Here is an 18,141-nt window from a genome sequence, read left to right as displayed (position 1 = left end):
GTTTGATAAAGCTATCGATTTTTTTTCAGCAGGGTGTAACCTGGTTAAAAAGTATGTAGTCATAATACACAGAACACGGTTCAATTTAAACAATAGAATATTTACAAATTAAAAATTATAATCATGGAAGGTATATTAGTCCCAATCTCGCTTTTTTTAGGTGCATTCGCAATGGTATTCGGAATCCGCTACCTATCAAACAAAGAGAAAATGGCAATGATCGAAAGGGGGATCGATCCGGGTGTGCATAAGGCCACACCAAAACCGTTTTTAAGTTTAAAGTTCGGTTTGCTTTTGGTTGGTTTAGGAATCGGCCTGCTGGTAGCGCTATTTACAGTTAGAGGAGTGTTCGGCAGCGACATGACACGTAGTGAACAAGGACAATCGGTAGCCATTTACTTTGGTTTCATCGGAATTTTCGGCGGACTGGGTTTAATTGTTTCTTACCTTGTAGAGAAGAAATGGCTGGATAGCAATAAAATGCTTTAATATCAGAGAAGCCAAGTTTAATGGCCACATCGCTATAAAAACTTGACTTCTCTTTATTCTTGTATTGTCAGCAATAGATAATTTGCTTTTAGATTTAAATAACAGTCAAATGGAAACATCTGACAGCACATTTACTGCGGCTTATTAATAATCGCTACGGTTAAACGGCTAATGCAGTTCATCTTTCCACGTTCATCGTAAATTTTGATTTCCCAGACCTGGGTTTTCGCCCCAATATGTAAAGGTTTGCAAATACCTTTTACCAAACCACTTTTTACTGGCCGTAAATGGTTGGCGTTTACTTCTAAACCAACAGCAACATACTTCTCAGGATCTATACACATATAAGAAGCTATACTGCCCAATGTTTCTGCCAAAACCACCGAGGCGCCGCCGTGCAAAATCCCTGCAGGTTGATGTGTACGTTCATCAACAGGCATGGTTCCGATAATAAAATCTTCACCAATTTCAGTAAAGCGGATATCGAGCAGCGCACCTAAATGATTTTTAGGGCGGTTGTTCAGCTCGTCAACTGTAAAGTTTTTAAACCACATGGTAACGTTCTTTTAAAATGTAAACATGATGGATAATATGGCCGCCCACAATAAATAAAATAGATTTTACATTAATTTCTCTGCCCGAAGCAATTCCCTTTCTGTTCAGTTCTTCTTCGTTTAAAGATTTAAAAAGGTATAAATTGGCTTTACGGAGTGCAATAAATTCTTCAATCAGATCTTCCAGATCTCGCTGGGCAAAGCGGGCATTGGTTACATAGTCATCTTCCTCGAAACCCGGTAAAGGTTGCTGTTCTTTTCGGGCAAAACAGGTAATCCGAAAGGCAAAAACACGTTCAGTATCAATGATATGGCCTAACATTTCTTTTAGTGTCCATTTGCCTTCAGCATAGGCGTAATCAGCTTTATCGGCGTTTGCCCTAAACAAGGCCGGCAGACTTAGCATCTGTTCGTTTAAAATTTCGAAAATATCTCGATCTACTTTACTGATATAGGTTTCGCCCCAAGTTGGATATTCGTTAGGCTGTGGTCGGTTCATATCTTAAACTGCTTTTTAATATTATTCTAAAAGTTGTGCCTTTACCCAGTTCAGAGTCTTTTACAAAAATTTCTCCGCTGTGGTAATTTTCTACAATACGTTTGGTAAGCGATAAACCCAAACCCCAGCCGCGTTTACGTGTAGTATAGCCAGGTTGAAAAACCGCATCGAACTTAGATCTCGGAATACCCTTCCCGGTATCGCTCACATCAATAAACACCTGTTCTTTGGCTAAATTTTCTATAATGTTGATGGAGATCGACCCTTCGTTTTCGATGGCGTTTGCTGCGTTTTTTAAAAGGTTTTCAATTACCCAATCAAATAATGGAACGTTTAGCATGGCCCTTACCTGCTCATCGCCGGTAATGCTGAATTTAACCTTATCTGAGGTGCGTACTTTAAAATAGCGGATAAAATCGCTGATTACAATGTAAACCGTATGATCTTCGAGTATAGGTTTAGAACCGATTTTAGAGAAACGGTCGGTAATAATTTCCAGGCGCTTAATATCGTTCTCCATTTCGGCAATCAATGGATCATCTTCTGCATCAAATTTCGATTTCATCAATTCTGTCCAAGCCATGAGTGATGATATTGGTGTACCCAGCTGGTGAGCCGTTTCTTTGGCCAAACCTACCCAAACATGGTCTTGTTCATCTTTCCGGGCCGAACTGAATGCTGCATAAGCTGTTAAAAGGAAAAGGAAGATAACGCCCATTTGGATGTATGGAAAATACCTCAATTGTGTTAAAATGAAAGAGTCGCGATAATATGCCTTAAACTTTTTGCCCAAAAAATTCATTTCATCTGGTGGATGCTGCGCTTTCATCTGCCTTAACTGCCTTACAAAATATAAACTATCGTAAGTGAGTTTGGCATCTGCAACGGGATAGTTGGTTTTAGTGCTGTCTAAACCAAAGAAAGAAGTAATCGTTCCTGCAGAATCGACCATGATTACAGGTGTTTTGGTGGTTGCACGTACCGTTTCTACAATTACACGATAATCGTCATTATCGTAAAGAAACATGGCCCGTTCTTGAATTTTCACCCAAAGGTGAAACTGGTCTGCCTCTTCGCGTTCCATTTTTTTTACAAAAGAATCGGTGTAAAATACTGAAGCAATGCCAATTAAGATGGCAAAAATGAGAAGGAAAAACTTCCAGCGGCGTTTCTTTTGATAAGGATTCATGCTTTAGCTAGCCAAATTACAATAACAAAACGAAAAAAACATAAAACCATTATGCTTTTTCACAAACCTTAAAGCAATCATTTCAAATGCCTAATCGCTTCATCGCAGATGAAACGCTATAAAATGGATGAAAAACATATCTTTGCAACGTCTTGCGTTTTGCGCAGAGCGGTAAGCGCTAGAGCGCCCAACGCCTAACGCCAAGCGCTCAACAAACCAATTATGGATAAGAAAGTTAGAGTAAGATTTGCCCCAAGCCCAACCGGAGGTTTGCATTTAGGTGGTGTGCGCACTGCCTTGTTCAATTATTTATTTGCAAAAAAAAATAATGGAACTTTTGTACTTCGTGTAGAAGATACCGATCAAAATCGCTTTGTAGAAGGTGCAGAACAATATATCGTTAACTGTTTAGATTGGTGTGGCATTACACCTGATGAAAGCCCTAACAGCCCAAGTGCTTATGGCCCGTACCGCCAAAGCGAGCGCAAACCCAGCTACCGTAAATTTGCCGAACAGTTAATTAGCGATGGTTACGCTTACTACGCTTTCGATACTCCGGAAGATTTAGATGCCAAACGTAAAGAAATTCCAAATTTCCAATACGGGCAGGCCACACGTATGCAGATGCGTAATTCTTTAACCCTTACCATTAGCGAGGTTGAAGAGTTATTGGCAGCCAAAACGCCACATGTTATCCGTATTAAAGTACCGACTGATGAAATTGTACATTTTAACGATTTAATCCGTGGTGACGTAAGCTTTGAAACCTCGTTGGTTGATGATAAAGTATTATTAAAAGCTGATGGAATGCCAACCTATCATTTAGCCGTTGTGGTTGATGATAAGGCGATGGAAATTAGTCATGCTTTTAGGGGAGAAGAATGGTTGCCGTCAGCTCCGGTTCATATTTTACTCTGGAAATATTTAGGTTGGGAAGCGGAGATGCCTGCATGGGCACACCTACCTTTAATCTTAAAGCCAGATGGCCATGGAAAATTAAGTAAACGGGATGGCGACCGATTAGGTTTCCCGGTTTATGCCATGAACTGGACCGACCCAAAAACTGGCGATGTAACCAAAGGATTTAAGGAAATGGGTTTTATGCCCGAAGCTTTTATCAATATGCTGGCACTTTTAGGCTGGAATGATGGTACCGATCAGGAGTTATTCTCGTTAAAAGAGCTGGAAGAAAAATTCTCGATAGAAAGAATTAGTAAAGCAGGCGCAAAATTCGATTTCGAAAAAGCCAAGTGGTATAACCATGAGTGGATTAAATCGCAGGGCGCAGCGCGCTTGGCGACAAGCGTTAAAGTGGAGTTGCAAAAAGTTGGCATTGAAATAAACGATGATGCTTATTTAAATACCGTTATTGATTTAATTAAAGATCGCTGTACCTTATTGCCTGATTTTGTGGCACAGAGCAGTTACTTTTTTACTTCACCTTCAGAATATGATGTAAACTCGGTAAAACCAAAATGGACAGCCGAAAAAGCTGATTTTTTTAATGCTTTTGCTGATGGTTTAGCACTAACCGATGCGGGATCTGCCGAAGCAGCTTTTAAAGCCTTGGCCGAAGAAAAAGGGTTTAAACCAGGCGAATTGATGTTGCCTTTCCGCATTATGCTGGTGGGCGGTAAATTTGGGCCCGGTGTTTTTGAGATTGCTGTGTTGTTAGGCCTAACAGAAACTAAAACAAGGATAGCAAAAGCAATTGCCGTTTTTAATGGTTAGCATTCATTCTGCGAATGCAAGAAGATAATACGGAGAAGTCGGGTTTAAAACCTGGCTTCTTTTTTTTGCAATAATCCAAAAGAATAAATCAATAAAAATAATTTATACTTTAGTATAACAATTGTCCCATAATTAAGGTTATTCATTAAACTAAAAAAGTAAATTATGCAATGGTTTGGTAAAGGCAGTAATAATGTAGAAGACGGAAGAAGCGGTGGTGGAGGGAAAACCATCCTCGGTGGGGGCGTAGGTATAATAATCGTGGTGCTCGGCCTAATTTTTGGCAAAGATTTAACTGGATTAGTTAGTCAACTCCCGGCTACTACAGGCACCGAAGAAGTTAAGCAGGGCGTTCCAGCTAACGATCCACAGGCACAGTTTGTAGCGGGTGTATTGGAATCAACCGAGCAGGTATGGGATAAAGAATTTCAGGCGATGGGCAAACAATATGAGTATCCTAAGCTCAGGCTATTTAGAGATGCGGTGCAAACCGCCTGTGGCAATGCAGGAGCTAACGTAGGGCCATTTTATTGCCCTGGCGACCATAAAGTTTATATCGATTTATCATTTTATGATGATTTAAAAAACCGTTTCGGTGCTGCCGGAGATTTTGCACAGGCTTACGTAATTGCACATGAGGTAGGCCATCACGTTCAAAATTTATTGGGAATTTCGGAAAAACTAGATCATGCACGAGGCCAGGTGAGCGAAAAAGAATATAACCGTTTATCGGTGAAATTAGAGCTGCAAGCCGATTTTTTTGCTGGACTTTGGGCGCATAATGCTCAAAACCTTAAAGATTTTAAATTGGATGAAGGAGATATAGAAGAAGCATTAACTGCTGCCAATGCCATAGGTGATGATAAATTGCAAAAACAGGCTACAGGCGATGTTCAGCCAGATTCTTTTACCCATGGTACCTCCGCACAACGGATGTATTGGTTTAAAAAAGGCTTCGAAACAGGCGATATTAGACAGGGCGATACTTTTAATTCGAATAATTTATAAAAAATAAAAACTTTTTTAAAAGCACATTGTTTGTTTACAGTTAATGAGGTTTTTATCTCAAAACCAAACATAATTATCCCGGCTTCTTATTTGTTTTAATAAAGATGATCCTTATAGTTGATGACAGGCCAGAAAACCTGATCTCGTTACAGAAAGTATTACAGGCACACAGTTTTGAGGTTGATACCGCATCGTCTGGCGAAGAGGCGCTGAAAAAAGTTTTAAAAAATAATTACGTCCTGATTATTCTCGATGTACAAATGCCAGATATGGATGGCTTCGAGGTAGCCGAAACCATTTCTGGTTTTAGTAAGGCAAAAGATACCGCCATTATATTTCTTTCTGCTGTAAATACAGAGTTAAAATTTATCACCAAAGGGTACCTGAGCGGTGGACTGGATTACATTACCAAACCCGTTGATATTAATGTGCTGCTCCTCAAAATAAAAACGTTTTATCGCATTTACGAGCAGAATAGAAAGCTTAACGAGGTGCAGGAAAAATTGCTTGAAGAAATTGAGTTCCGAAAACAGGCCGAACATAAAAAGGACGAATTTATCAGCATCGCCAGTCATGAGCTAAAAACACCTTTAACCAGCGTAAAAGGGTACATTCAGTTGCTACAGCGCAGCCTTAACAGAGATGATAAAACCATGGCCCAGAACCATCTCGAAAAAGCGAGTACCCAGCTCGAAAAACTAAACGAATTAATTGTCGATCTGCTCGATATCTCAAAAATTGAAAGTGGAAAGATGAAGTTTAACATGAAAAGTTTTTATGCTGATAACATGGTAAACAATGCCATCGAGATGTTGCAGCAATCTAATCCTGATTTTAAAATCAGCAAACTGGGCAAAACAGACGAAATGATATTTGGTGATGAAATGCGCTTGGAGCAAGTGGTCATCAATTTTATTACGAATGCCATTAAATATGCTCCGGGTACCAATCAGGTTAATGTAACCACGAATATTAAAGATGAAAAACTTTATCTGGCCGTAAAAGATTTTGGTATTGGTATTTCAAAAGAGCAGCAAGATAAGATTTTTGATAAATTTTATCGGGTAGAAGACAACAGCAACCGGTTTAATGGTCTGGGAATAGGTTTGTATATCTGTTCGGAAATTATTAACCGCCACGGAGGCACAATTGGGGTGAAAAGTGTGCCGGATGAAGGTTCTGAGTTTTATTTTATCATCCCCACCACAGAAGAGGAAATCCTTAAAAATCAAATCTAATTATCCTTAATCCATATAATGAAAACAACTCTTAAAAATAATTTACGTTTAGGCCTTGGCTTATCGCTAATTATTCTATTTATCAGTTCGCTGGCTTCTTATGTAAGTATTGGCAACCTTATTAAAAGTACCGAGCTGGTTAAACACAGTGATGAAGTTATTTTAAATACGGAGAATATTATATCCTATTTAAAAGATGCCGAAACTGGTCAGCGGGGCTTTTTATTAACTGGAAACAAGGTGTTTTTAACACCTTATTATGGTGCCAGCGATTCGGCCGCTTCGATACTCAAAAAAGTTGAACTCGATACCAGGCATAATAGTGTTCAGCAAAAAAATATAGCAGCGCTTAAAAAAATTCTTTTTAAAAGAATGGATATCATTAAATCGACCATCGAGATTAAAACCTTAGGCGGCGTTATTGATCCTACGGTTTTGTTTCAAGGCAAGGTTTATATGGATGAGGCCAGATCAATTGTAAGTAACATTATAACCGAAGAGAAAAGGCTGCTTGAAGAAAGAACCAACGAATTAAATAAACTTACATCTTATACTCCAATACTGATTTTAATTGCAGCGCTCCTTGCCATTCTGATTACGTTGTTTTTTTACCGGAGAGTATCAGTCGATTTCGATGAACGTGTTAAACTTCAACAGGAAATTGAAGATAAAAAATCCGAGATGGAAAAACGTATTGTTGCCATTAAAGAAATTGCCTATCAAATTTCTAATGGAAATTATGGCATTAAACTCGATAGCCAAACCCAGGATGAGATTGGCGAGCTTTCCGAATCGCTAAATGCAATGTCATCATCATTGAAAAAATCTTTCGATACTTTAGAAGAGAATGAATGGCTGCAAACTGGTGTAGCTAACTTAAACGTAAAAATGGTTGGCGAAAAAGATGTTTTCCATTTAGCAGAAGATATTATTGAGTTTCTGGCCAATTATACCAAAAGCCAGATTGGTGCCCTTTATTTATTTAAGGATGATGGATACCTGCATTTAAAAGGGCAATATGCTTTGCAAGGACAAAATTTAACCCAAACCTTAGAACTTGGCCAAGGATTAATTGGCCAGGCGGTTAAAACAGGTAAGCCAATATTATTGGATGATGTTCCACAGAGCGAATTAACCATTACACACGCTACAGGGAATATAAAACCAGCCCAGTTAATTGTGCTTCCAATTGTTAGAAATGAAATTTCAATAGGTGGTTTAGAATTAGGCACTATAGGTAAATACAGCGACCTGCAGTTACACTTTTTAAACTTGGTTTTATCTGATGTGGGTACCGCATTGTTGGGCGCACAGAACAGACAAAAGCTTCAGCAGTTATTAGAAGAAACGCAGGCGCAATCAGAAGAATTGCAGGTTCAGCACAATGAGTTAGAAGGCTTAAATGCCGAGTTAGAAGCACAGGCACAGAAACTTCAGGCCAGCGAAGAAGAATTGCGTGTACAGCAAGAAGAATTGTTGCAAAGCAACCAGGAGCTGGAAGAAAGAAGCAGCCTATTGGAAGAAAAAAATGAACTGATTGAAGAACGTAATATAGAAATTCAGCAAAAAGCAGAAGCTTTAGAACTGAGTACGAGGTACAAATCAGAGTTTTTGGCCAATATGTCGCACGAGTTAAGAACACCACTCAATTCGATATTGCTATTATCGAGATTAATGGCCGAAAATGAGGCGATGGATCGTGAGCATCAGGAATATGCAGAGGTTATCCAAAGTTCAGGTCAGGGTCTTTTAAGTTTAATAGACGAAATTTTAGATCTTTCTAAAATTGAAGCTGGCAAAATGGAACTCGATCGGGCAAATATTAAGGTTGATGAGATTATCCTAAACATGCGTTCGCTGTTTAATCCTTTGGCTAAAGATAAAAACCTAAACTTTGTTATCGAAAAATCTGCAGATGTTCCTGAGTTTTTTCATACCGATAAAATGCGTTTAGAGCAGATTATTAAAAACCTGCTATCAAATGCTATTAAATTTACTACCGTAGGTGCGGTAACCCTAAATATTGCTAAAAATGAAAAGTTGGGGGCGCTGGTATTCAAAGTTACCGATACGGGCGTAGGTATTGCACCCGAAAAGCAAGGCATGGTATTCGAAGCTTTTCAACAGGCCGACGGCTCAACACGGCGCAAATTTGGTGGCACAGGCCTTGGACTCTCAATTAGTAGAGAGCTGGCAAAACTATTGGGCGGATATATTGATTTAAAAAGCACAGAGGGAGAAGGAAGTATTTTTACACTTACCTTGCCCATTGATAGAAATAAAGGTTTTGATGGTGCTGTACCTCATGTAGAGAAGCCTGTAATCGCTTTAGAGGCTCCGGTAAAAAAAGTGAGCCACTTAACGGTCGAAAATATTCCGCAAGAGATTGAAGATGACCGGGATAATATTCAGCCTGATGATAAGGTAATTTTAATTGTTGAAGACGATACCCCTTTTGCCAAAACACTTTTAGATTTTACCCGAAAAAGAAATTATAAGGGTTTGGTTGCCGTTCGTGGCGATGTTGGTATTGAAATGGCAAAAACCTTTAAACCACTTGCCATTTTACTCGATATCCAATTGCCTGTTAAAGATGGTTGGCAGGTAATGGAAGAGCTGAAATCGGATCCTTCAACACGTCCAATTCCAGTGCACATCATGTCTTCTTTACAGGTTAAGAAGGAAAGTTTGTTAAAAGGTGCGGTAGATTTCATAAATAAACCTTTTGCCTTTGAGCACATGCAAGAAATATTTTCAAAACTAGAGCATGCTTTAAGCCGTCACCCTAAAAAGGTACTTATTGTAGAAGAAAATGAACAGCACGCCAAGGCACTAAGTTATTTTTTAAGCAATTTTAATATCCAGACAGAAATTGTTAACCAGGTAAACGAAGGTGTTTCAGCCCTGCATAAGCCAGAGGTTAACTGCGTGATTTTGGATATGGGTATTCCTGATAAACATGCTTACGAAACCCTCGAAGTGGTAAAGAAAACACCTGGTTTAGAGAATTTACCAATCATCATTTTCACCGGTAAAAACCTTTCAAAGGGTGAAGAAAACCGCATCAAACAATATGCTGATTCTATCGTTGTAAAAACGGCGCATTCTTATCAACGTATTTTGGATGAAGCAGGTTTGTTCCTTCATCTGGTAGAAGAAAAAAGCAAGGAGAAAGGCAAAACGCCTAAAAAGTTTTCCGAGTTACAGGATGTATTGGTTGGTAAAACGGTTCTGGTAGCGGATGATGATGTGCGTAATATCTTCTCCTTAACAAAAATGTTAGAGCAACACCAGATGAAAGTGGTAGCAGCTACCGATGGTAAGGAAGCCCTTAAGCTATTAAATGAAAACCCTGAAATTGATGTTGTTTTAATGGATATGATGATGCCAGAACTGGATGGTTATGAAACTACAACAGCCATCAGGCAGGATATCAAATACCGGAACCTGCCTATTTTGGCCGTTACGGCAAAAGCCATGATGGGCGATCGCGAAAAGTGTATTGCTGCAGGTGCATCCGATTATATCAGCAAACCAGTAGATATGGATCAGTTGATATCTTTGTTAAGGGTCTGGTTATACGAAAATCATCATAAATCATAAACCATTTTTTATTTTTATGCCTCAAAAATTAATTCTCATAATTGATGATGATAACCGAAACATTTTTGCTTTAAAAGCTGTTTTAAAGGCCAAAGGTTTCGATTGTTTATCAGCTATAAGTGCCCAAGAGGGGTTTGCTGTTATGGAGAAACACGACAATGTTGCCATCGTTTTAATGGATATGATGATGCCGGACATGGATGGCTATCAAGCTATTGCAGCGATGAAAAAATCAGCTAAAATGCAGAATATCCCTGTGTTAGCGGTAACTGCCCAGGCCATGGTTGGCGATAAGGAACGTTGCTTAAGTGCAGGTGCATCGGGTTATGTTTCAAAACCGATAAATGTTGACGAGTTATTAATGCAAATCGAAAATTTTACAAAATAACAGGTGATCAGTGATGCGATAGATAATGAACAGGTAGAAATCCTGTTGAATGATGTTTTGGAAAGCCATGGGTATGATTTTCTGGAATATTCTCATGCATCAATTAAAAGGAGAATTATACGTCTTTACGGACTGGATAATTTTGTGAGTTTCGCCGAATTTCGTTACACGGTTAAAACAGATAAGCAATATTTTAAGCGTTTTTTAGAGGAAATTACGGTTAATGTTACCGAAATGTTCCGCGATCCTTCTTTTTATAAATCTTTGCGGAACGATGTCCTTCCCGTGCTGGGTACCTATCCGTTTATCCGCATTTGGGTGGCAGGCTGTTCTACCGGAGAAGAGGCTTATTCGCTTGCCATTGTTTTAAAAGAACTTAATCTGCTTAATAAATCGCTTATTTATGCTACTGATATTAATCCATCGGTTTTAGATAAAGCAAAAAAAGGGATGTTTCCCTTAAATTATTTAAAGCAGTATTCGGAAAATTACCTGCAATCGGGTGGCTTAAAAGATTTTTCTGCTTATTATACGGCGAACTACTCTTTGGCAAAATTTGATGAAAGCTTAAATAAGAAGATGATCTTTTCTACGCATAATTTGGTTTCCGATCATTCTTTTAATGAGTTTCAGCTGATTTTATGTAGAAACGTATTAATTTATTTTGATAAAGACTTGCAGCATAAAGTATTTAACCTTTTTGATAGTAGCATCGAGAAATTAGGATACCTTGCTTTAGGAAGTAAAGAAAGTTTGGAGTTTTGGCCAAAAGCCAAAGAATACAAAAGGGTTAAAATGGAAAAAATATGGCGGAAACTTTAGATTCTACGCCTTGCGGAGCATTAATTATTGGCGGCTCGGCCGGTAGTTTAGATGTGTTGCTCGAAATTTTTCCAGCCCTAAGGAAAGATATTGATTTCCCTATTATATTAGTAGTTCACCGTAAAGCAAGTAACGAATCTCTTTTAACCGATTTGTTAAAATCTCATACTATACTAGCGGTTGGTGAAGCAGAAGAAAAAGAGTTTTTAAGCCCTGGCAAAGTTTTTATTGCGCCTGCAGATTACCATATGCTGATAGAGGAAGACCAAAGTATATCTTTAGATTATTCGGAAAAAGTAAATTATTCCCGACCATCAATTGATGTTACCTTTCAATCAGCGGCCGAGGTTTTTAGAGAAAAACTAGTCTGTATTCTACTTTCAGGGTCTAATGCAGATGGAGTAGAGGGATTAAAAAGTGTAAACAATTTTGGAGGTAGAGTGGTTATACAGAATCCAAATACGGCCATAATGCCGTATATGCCGCAACAGGCAGTGCTGAATGTTGAGCCGCATGTGATATTGGATAGCCACGATATGGCTGATTATATAAATAAGTTAAATGGTTAATTGCTTTTCGGAGGTTAATATGATAGTTACAAAAAAAATATTTGTTTTTGATGATAATAGGGATATCCTTGATCTCTGTACATTTATTTTGGAAGATGCGGGGTATGAGATAAAAACATCTGAAAATGCCAATAACATAGAAGAACAGGTTGCCGCATATATGCCTGATTTAATTTTTATGGATAATTGGTTGCCCGATCTGGGTGGCATACAAGCTACCAAGGCATTAAAAAACCATCCTGATTTAAAACATATTCCCGTAATTTATTTTTCGGCCAATAATGATATATCTTCATTAGCCGATGAAGCTGGTGCTGATAGTTACCTATCGAAACCATTTGATATTGCTGCACTCGAAGAAATTGTGAAAAAACACTTGAGCTAGCGCCTAAGACTCACGAAGTTTCAAATGGCTGGTGCGCAGGAAAAACTTCGTAAGTCTATACCTGGGCTTTGCTAAACTTCCGAAGTTCTAGGGCTCGAAAGATCGTCATTTCGAGCGGAGTGCAACGAAGTCGAGAAATCTGTCTCCATAGATCTCTCCATTCCGCTCCGCTTCAGTCGAGATGACGAATTTCTGTTTGAAATCTGTTATTCCTTACCCCAAATCCTTGTATTCAGATCCAGCTCCTTAACAATATCATACATAAACTTTATGGTGGAGATATCTTCATTTACGGTATCCGGACTTAGCAATGATTTAAAAACAGGTGCTTCGAAATAGTTCCGGTTAAGCGGGAAAGCGATATACATCCTCGATTCAATAAAGGATAAACTGATGTTATATTTTGTTTGATGGTTGAGGTTTAATATCCGCTCCATCATGGCAGGCGTAAGGATGTATCTGGATTCGACCTGATCGGAGCCATAAGTCACAAAAGTCTTATCAAAGTCTATATTCTCCAGTTGAATAACATCGTTACTACCAAAAGAAAACAGGTTTTTTGAAAACCATGCACCAAAAGCTGCCCCGAAATCTTTTGGCCTTACAATGGTTACGCCATTAAATTTCTTGTTAAAATCGGCAGTAAAGATAATTCCTCTAAAAATGTCGTGCCACTCTGTTCGGGTTCCGTTTTTTGTTTGGGTTACTGTTTTATATTCGGCATGTACCTCAGCAAAATAAAACCGAGTTTTATCAGCACACCCAGTTACCAGATCTTCTGTTTTATAACGATCAGGCTCAGTGCTAAACAACTGTGTGTACATAAACTCCGAGGCTTCAATTCCCTGGTAAGGATTAATCGATAAACTTTCGTCTAAAAATTTAAGGGCAGCACCAATTACACTGGTTTTGTAGGCATTTTGGTAAGCTGTTAAAGCATCGTTGATTTTAAATAACAAAACACCACCATAAATAAGGGGTATTAAGCCACCAATTACACCAGGAATAGGAAAACCTAAGAAAAAGCCTAGAACAGAGAGCAGAATGCCCGCAACAATAAAAATATAACCTTTGGTTTGGGTACCGGCAATTCTTTTGCGCTCTACCTCCATTGTAGCCAAAACCTGCTGTAAGGCTACATTATTTGCAATATCGAACGACATTAATTATTGAAAAGCTCTTTTGCGCTAATATTTTTACGCTCTTCAGCTGCGGTTTCTAAAACGGCAATGGGCTGGAAATTTAACATTCCGGCAAATAAGCTGCCCGGAAACATCATAATCGCATTGTTGTAATCGGTTACCGAAGCATTATAAGTTCTTCTGGCGGCGGCAATCTGTTCTTCGCTTTCAGTCCAGGTGGTTTGCAGGTTAATAAAATTGGTATTGGCCTTTAAGTCAGGATAATTTTCGATGTTAACCATTAAACCTTTCACACTACTGCTCAATTGGGCATCTAAATCTGCTTTTTCTGCATTGCTGATGTTTGGTGAGCCTGCTTTAGCTCTTAGTTCAACTATTTTGGTCAAAGTTCCCTGCTCGTAAGTAGTGTACTGTTTTACCACTTCAACAAGATTTGGAATAAGGTCGAACCGTTTTTTAAGCATTACATCAATGGCCGAGAAGGCATTGGTTACCTGGTTTTTCTTCCCGATAAGCGAGTTGTAAAAGAAAATCCCGATAAGGAATATAAATCCGATAATAACGAGGGCAATAATCATAATTTTAGTTTAAGGTTTAGAGAATAAAGATAAGAAAAGGTTACAAAATGTTATCGCTTTTCATTTTGTTGCCGTTCACGCCTTATCCGCCGCTCTAAGCGTTTCTGTTTCCTATGCATATGATTGGCCCGCATGGCCTTAAACTTTGCAATATGCTCACGTACTTCATTCTGCTTTTCTTCCGTAATACCAATGCTATATTTTATGCCCGTAAAAAGGCTCTTCCAGATCATGTTAAAGAAAGATGTATTTGCCGGCCTGCTGTAATTAACGGTTACAGGTACCAGCTTTCCGTCTACACCGGGGTTTTCTGATTTAATGATTAAAGCATTGGCTAAGAAAGAAAGAAAACCGCGGGTAACCAGGTGATCTTTTTCAGGATCGTTTTTCATCAGCGCTACAGAAAGGTCGTAGTAAGAGAACGCTACTGTACCTTTTGCGCCTAAATCGTTCGCTTTAAAGTTAAACTTCAATTTATCTACACTCCCACGGTTAATGCGGACCAAGCCCAAGGGTTTGGTAATCTGATTTAAAACCCGCGCATTAAAATTGTGTAAAACCCCATTGTAAGAAAAGGCACCATCTTTAGCGGTAAGATCAAATATAAAGTTTACATCAAGCTTTCCTTGCCCAAATAAGTAAGTGTTTAGGTTAACCTCCATAATGGGGTTTATGGCTTTAATTTTCTCGAGGTTGGTGGCGTTTTTTATAATGCCCGAGGTATGCTCGAAACTAATCTGCCCCTTTTGGTTACTCTCATTGTTGTAAACCGCGTAATTCACGTTGATATCCTTCAGCTGGATTTTCTGGACCAGAATAGGCGCATCAAGAAGTTGCAAAAGCTGGTGGGGAAACTTTCCGACTTTGCTTTCCTGGTGTTTTTTTGGGAGGCCATTATGGTTAAATACTGAAACGAAACCGTTGGTAATGGCCATTTCCTTTGCCCAAAGTTCTTGTTTGCTAATGTATAAAGGCAAATCAATCCCATTAAGCATAATGTCGCTCATCTTGATGTTGAAACGTTCCTTCGCAAAACCGGCAACTTTGCCAAAGCTCATCTCATCGTGCAGTGGTACTAAAGCAAAACTGTTAATCCTTAATTTACCTGTTGTTGCCCTGAAATCCAGCTTATCTAATTGGATATCGTACATCTTGTCTGGCGTACGGTATACATAGTTATTCAGATTGATCACAATATCTTTAAGCAGGTAAAATCTTGTAGGATCTTCAGCAGACGTAGAATCTACCAGCAAGTCGGTTAAGGTAATATTGAGGTCATCAATAGAGAAAGGTACTGAATTGGGTACATTTTTATTGATGTATTTAAAACTTACATCCTTAAACCGGATGCTTTTGATGCTAAATTCATTCAGGTTTTTAGAGATGATGGCGTAAGGCGATTTAATGGGCCTGGGGGCACGCCCTTCATTAAAAGCAAATTGCCGGTTAACCATTGTTACCTCAGGTTTATCAAATATGATTTCCTCTAACTGCAGTTTTTTTTCGCGGTACAAGGTTAACGGGTGGAAGCGCTTCACCACCAGTTTTTTTAAAGAAACTGTATATAAGTTATTTGGCGCTCTTTTTAAGGCGATGAGTTGCTTAAACCGATTGGTATCAGGTATTATTTTTACATTCTGTAAGGTGGCATTACCCGTAAAAACATTGGTAGAAACCTTGGTAAAACTAATGGTGTATAAACTATCGGTTGATTTATAGAGCAGTGTTTTGATCCTATCGGTTAAAATAGGGCGCGATTTAACATTTAACAACCATGCTATACCTGCAAGTACAATAAAAACACTGAGTAATGTACACGCAATCCATTTAAAAACTTTGTAACGATATCTTCTGGTATCAGGCATTAAAAAATGAGCGGCTGTGGTTTTATTAGCAATATACGGTTATAAACATATATTTGAAAAATGTAAGATCAGTTTTTTTCTCTCTGGGCCTTCCGCGCTGCTTTTCTGTCTGCCCTTTTTTGTTCCCTTATTTTCTTTGCGATTACTTTTTGCTGTTTTACCGGATTCTTTTCGGGTACCACGCCAACGCCTACGATATCCTTTATACCTACAAAAACGGTTTTCCACATCAGGTTAAAAAAGGAGGCCGAATTAATTCTCGTATTGGCCATGCTTGCTGTTCTTGGTGCTTCGCCTTTTTGTGGATTTTCGTTTTTAACTAAAATGACATTGGCCAAAAAAGATAAAAAGCCTTTTTCTTTGGTTCCCTCGCCATCAATATTATCTGATAAGAGCTTTATTTTCAGGTTTGTGTACAGCATGTTCATCTTGCCCGATGCAGATCTTAAATTTCCATTTGCGCTAAAATCGATATGTTGCACATCGCCGCTTTCTATCTCTATTAAACCCAGGGCTTTCGATAGCGGGTTTAAGTTTTTCAGATCAAATTTACCCAGATTCCCACTATAGGTAAATGCACCATTATTATCGGTAAGGTTGAAATCGATTTTTACATTCAGCTTTCCGGTACCCATTAAAAGCGAGTTTAAATCTGCCAGGGCATGGCTCTTTTTGCGCAATTGTAAACTATCGTTGGTTACGTTTAAAATGTTTCCTGTTAGTGCCTTAAAGTCAACTGATCCAATTTTTTTACTCGCCGGGTTAAATTCAGCATATTTAACATTAATGTTTCTCAGCTTTACGGTATCAATCAGGGTAGGTATGTTTAATCTTTTTAGGGCCATATGCGGGTAGTTTCGGCCTTTATCAAAACCCGGTGGTGGCGGCGATTCGCGGCTCATAAAAACTTCTACATTTGCCGGGCCAATCCTCAGCGATTTTGCATGCAGTTTCTGGTCGGTATTTAAACCAATATAATCGACGCCGTTAAATTCTATTTTATCAAAACTGAAGTTATACCGGTCTTTCTGGATCTTGTATTTTCTGGCAAAAGTAAGCTCATCGTACAATGGGGTAAGTTTAAATCCTTTAACCGTTATTTTTTTTGATGCAGTAGAGCCTTTAATGGTATCAACTTTCATTGCGTACATTTTATCTTTCGTTATCGATTTATAACCCGCAATCTGAAAAGATGCATCTTTTATATAGTAAAACCTAGTTGTATCATTGCCCGAAAGTGAATCCAACAGGAAATCTTTAATGTTAATATCGAGGTGTTTGATTGAATTTTTGGTTTTTTTTGCTGCGGTTTTGTTGATGTAATCGAAATCTGCATCTATAATTTTAATGCTTTTAACATGTACCGATTTAAAGGTTTTCGAAATCTGTTCATAAAGCGATTTTTCATCTTTTATGCTATCGGGTTTCCTGGTTACTTTGTTAAAAATCATATTGATAGATGGCTTTTGTAAAAGGATTTCATTTACATCTATCCGTTTTTTAAAGTAGGCCGTTAATATTCCAACACGGCTGATCTGTAGTTTCTTTAATTTAAGCTCGAAAGTATGTGCAGGTGCTAGTTGTTTTTTCTTTAAGCTATCAAAAACAGCCGTATCGGGTATTAGCGTAACATTGCGCAGTGCCAGGCTACCTGTAATAACATTCAAGTTAATGCTTTTAAAATCTATCCGGTATAAATGGTGCGAGCCATTATAAACCCCAGACTTAATTTTTTCGGTCAATATAGGTTTCCATCGGGCGCTTAAAAACATGGCGCCAAATGCAACAGTTAAAATCAATATGCCGAATATGCTTCCTATCCAGATCCAAACTTTATTTCTATGCTGAGCTGTCATTTGTTATGGCTTATCGATAGGTAACAGATAGAAGCGCGAAAGGTTTTTTAGGGGCAAGGCAAAAGACTCAAGCAGAAAGACCAAAGAGAAACTACGGATGCTTTATAGTTGAAATTATTTTTTGGAGCGCAAGGGCAGTATAAGCAACATTGTTTGCTCCTTTGCTTCGCTTGTACGCTTTGGCCGTCGTACCTCCTGCCTGCAGGGTACCGCTTCGCCAAGGGC

16 protein-coding genes are annotated in these 18,141 nt (G+C 38.6%); 9 read left to right on the top strand and 7 right to left on the bottom strand.

What is annotated here, in order from left to right; translation table 11 throughout:
• Positions 1–123: 123 nt before the first annotated feature.
• Positions 124–489, top strand: coding sequence for a DUF6249 domain-containing protein (locus tag LQ201_RS12670; protein ID WP_230142856.1), 366 nt, complete (start codon positions 124–126; stop codon positions 487–489).
• A gap of 131 nt (positions 490–620) precedes the next feature.
• Here LQ201_RS12670 and LQ201_RS12665 read toward each other — a convergent pair whose 3' ends face one another.
• The 3 genes from LQ201_RS12665 to LQ201_RS12655 are packed head-to-tail and all read right to left on the bottom strand — an operon-like array spanning position 621 to position 2,731.
• The gene (locus LQ201_RS12665; protein ID WP_086548540.1) at positions 621–1,043 is read right to left on the bottom strand and encodes a hotdog fold thioesterase; all 423 of its coding nucleotides are present in this window, start codon (positions 1,041–1,043) and stop codon (positions 621–623) included.
• Positions 1,033–1,542, bottom strand: coding sequence for a DinB family protein (locus LQ201_RS12660; protein WP_230142854.1), 510 nt, complete (start codon positions 1,540–1,542; stop codon positions 1,033–1,035). Before LQ201_RS12660 ends, LQ201_RS12665 begins: the two co-directional genes overlap by 11 nt.
• Positions 1,523–2,731, bottom strand: coding sequence for a HAMP domain-containing sensor histidine kinase (locus LQ201_RS12655; RefSeq protein ID WP_230142852.1), 1,209 nt, complete (start codon positions 2,729–2,731; stop codon positions 1,523–1,525). The genes LQ201_RS12660 and LQ201_RS12655 overlap by 20 nt, the downstream gene beginning before the upstream one ends.
• A gap of 222 nt (positions 2,732–2,953) precedes the next feature.
• Here LQ201_RS12655 and gltX point away from each other — a divergent pair, with 222 nt between their 5' ends.
• The 8 genes from gltX to LQ201_RS12615 all read left to right on the top strand — a co-directional run bounded on the left by gltX (position 2,954) and on the right by LQ201_RS12615 (position 12,475).
• The gene (gene gltX / locus LQ201_RS12650) at positions 2,954–4,462 is read left to right on the top strand and encodes a glutamate--tRNA ligase (RefSeq protein WP_230142850.1); all 1,509 of its coding nucleotides are present in this window, start codon (positions 2,954–2,956) and stop codon (positions 4,460–4,462) included.
• Positions 4,463–4,627: 165 nt separating this feature from the next.
• Positions 4,628–5,470 (top strand): neutral zinc metallopeptidase, encoded by an 843-nt coding sequence (locus LQ201_RS12645; RefSeq protein WP_230142848.1) that lies wholly within the window; start codon positions 4,628–4,630, stop codon positions 5,468–5,470.
• A gap of 104 nt (positions 5,471–5,574) precedes the next feature.
• Entirely contained in the window at positions 5,575–6,708 is a 1,134-nt protein-coding gene (locus LQ201_RS12640) for a hybrid sensor histidine kinase/response regulator (protein ID WP_230142846.1), read from the top strand.
• 18 nt (positions 6,709–6,726) lie between these two features.
• A complete protein-coding gene (locus LQ201_RS12635) occupies positions 6,727–10,311 on the top strand; it encodes a response regulator (RefSeq protein WP_230142844.1) in 3,585 nt (1,194 codons plus the stop codon).
• Positions 10,312–10,327: 16 nt separating this feature from the next.
• Entirely contained in the window at positions 10,328–10,699 is a 372-nt protein-coding gene (locus LQ201_RS12630; RefSeq protein ID WP_131030583.1) for a two-component system response regulator, read from the top strand.
• Positions 10,700–10,702: 3 nt separating this feature from the next.
• Positions 10,703–11,521: a protein-glutamate O-methyltransferase CheR gene (locus LQ201_RS12625; RefSeq protein WP_230142842.1), complete on the top strand. Its 819-nt coding sequence runs from the start codon at positions 10,703–10,705 to the stop codon at positions 11,519–11,521.
• Positions 11,506–12,090 carry a chemotaxis protein CheB gene (locus tag LQ201_RS12620; RefSeq protein ID WP_230142840.1) on the top strand — a complete coding sequence of 195 codons (585 nt, stop codon included), beginning with the start codon at positions 11,506–11,508 and terminating at the stop codon, positions 12,088–12,090. The genes LQ201_RS12625 and LQ201_RS12620 overlap by 16 nt, the downstream gene beginning before the upstream one ends.
• 19 nt (positions 12,091–12,109) lie before the next feature.
• The gene (locus LQ201_RS12615) at positions 12,110–12,475 is read left to right on the top strand and encodes a response regulator (RefSeq protein ID WP_029274261.1); all 366 of its coding nucleotides are present in this window, start codon (positions 12,110–12,112) and stop codon (positions 12,473–12,475) included.
• A 206-nt stretch (positions 12,476–12,681) separates the two neighbouring features.
• Here the strand turns inward: LQ201_RS12615 and LQ201_RS12610 are convergent, their stop codons facing one another.
• From LQ201_RS12610 to LQ201_RS12595, 4 genes are all read right to left on the bottom strand, one after another.
• Entirely contained in the window at positions 12,682–13,638 is a 957-nt protein-coding gene (locus LQ201_RS12610; RefSeq protein ID WP_230142838.1) for a DUF3137 domain-containing protein, read from the bottom strand.
• Positions 13,638–14,195, bottom strand: coding sequence for a LemA family protein (locus LQ201_RS12605; RefSeq protein WP_230142836.1), 558 nt, complete (start codon positions 14,193–14,195; stop codon positions 13,638–13,640). Before LQ201_RS12605 ends, LQ201_RS12610 begins: the two co-directional genes overlap by 1 nt.
• 50 nt (positions 14,196–14,245) lie before the next feature.
• Positions 14,246–16,060, bottom strand: coding sequence for a hypothetical protein (locus LQ201_RS12600; protein WP_230142834.1), 1,815 nt, complete (start codon positions 16,058–16,060; stop codon positions 14,246–14,248).
• Between the two features lie 68 nt (positions 16,061–16,128).
• On the bottom strand, positions 16,129–17,916 hold the full coding sequence (locus tag LQ201_RS12595) for a hypothetical protein (RefSeq protein WP_230142832.1): 1,788 nt from the start codon (positions 17,914–17,916) through the stop codon (positions 16,129–16,131).
• Positions 17,917–18,141 lie beyond the last annotated feature (225 nt).

It is taken from the genome of Pedobacter sp. Bi126, from assembly GCF_918698245.1.
In the GTDB taxonomy this organism is placed as follows: domain Bacteria; phylum Bacteroidota; class Bacteroidia; order Sphingobacteriales; family Sphingobacteriaceae; genus Pedobacter.
This window is presented reverse-complemented; position numbering and strand designations above follow the sequence as displayed.

Coding starts and splice junctions, on each gene's coding strand:
- LQ201_RS12670 (WP_230142856.1), top strand. CDS start 124: ATGGAAGGTATATTAGTCCCAATCTCGCTTTTTTTAGGTGCATTCGCA.
- LQ201_RS12665 (WP_086548540.1), bottom strand. CDS start 1,043: ATGTGGTTTAAAAACTTTACAGTTGACGAGCTGAACAACCGCCCTAAA.
- LQ201_RS12660 (WP_230142854.1), bottom strand. CDS start 1,542: ATGAACCGACCACAGCCTAACGAATATCCAACTTGGGGCGAAACCTAT.
- LQ201_RS12655 (WP_230142852.1), bottom strand. CDS start 2,731: ATGAATCCTTATCAAAAGAAACGCCGCTGGAAGTTTTTCCTTCTCATT.
- gltX (WP_230142850.1), top strand. CDS start 2,954: ATGGATAAGAAAGTTAGAGTAAGATTTGCCCCAAGCCCAACCGGAGGT.
- LQ201_RS12645 (WP_230142848.1), top strand. CDS start 4,628: ATGCAATGGTTTGGTAAAGGCAGTAATAATGTAGAAGACGGAAGAAGC.
- LQ201_RS12640 (WP_230142846.1), top strand. CDS start 5,575: ATGATCCTTATAGTTGATGACAGGCCAGAAAACCTGATCTCGTTACAG.
- LQ201_RS12635 (WP_230142844.1), top strand. CDS start 6,727: ATGAAAACAACTCTTAAAAATAATTTACGTTTAGGCCTTGGCTTATCG.
- LQ201_RS12630 (WP_131030583.1), top strand. CDS start 10,328: ATGCCTCAAAAATTAATTCTCATAATTGATGATGATAACCGAAACATT.
- LQ201_RS12620 (WP_230142840.1), top strand. CDS start 11,506: ATGGCGGAAACTTTAGATTCTACGCCTTGCGGAGCATTAATTATTGGC.
- LQ201_RS12615 (WP_029274261.1), top strand. CDS start 12,110: ATGATAGTTACAAAAAAAATATTTGTTTTTGATGATAATAGGGATATC.
- LQ201_RS12610 (WP_230142838.1), bottom strand. CDS start 13,638: ATGTCGTTCGATATTGCAAATAATGTAGCCTTACAGCAGGTTTTGGCT.
- LQ201_RS12605 (WP_230142836.1), bottom strand. CDS start 14,195: ATGATTATTGCCCTCGTTATTATCGGATTTATATTCCTTATCGGGATT.
- LQ201_RS12600 (WP_230142834.1), bottom strand. CDS start 16,060: ATGCCTGATACCAGAAGATATCGTTACAAAGTTTTTAAATGGATTGCG.
- LQ201_RS12595 (WP_230142832.1), bottom strand. CDS start 17,916: ATGACAGCTCAGCATAGAAATAAAGTTTGGATCTGGATAGGAAGCATA.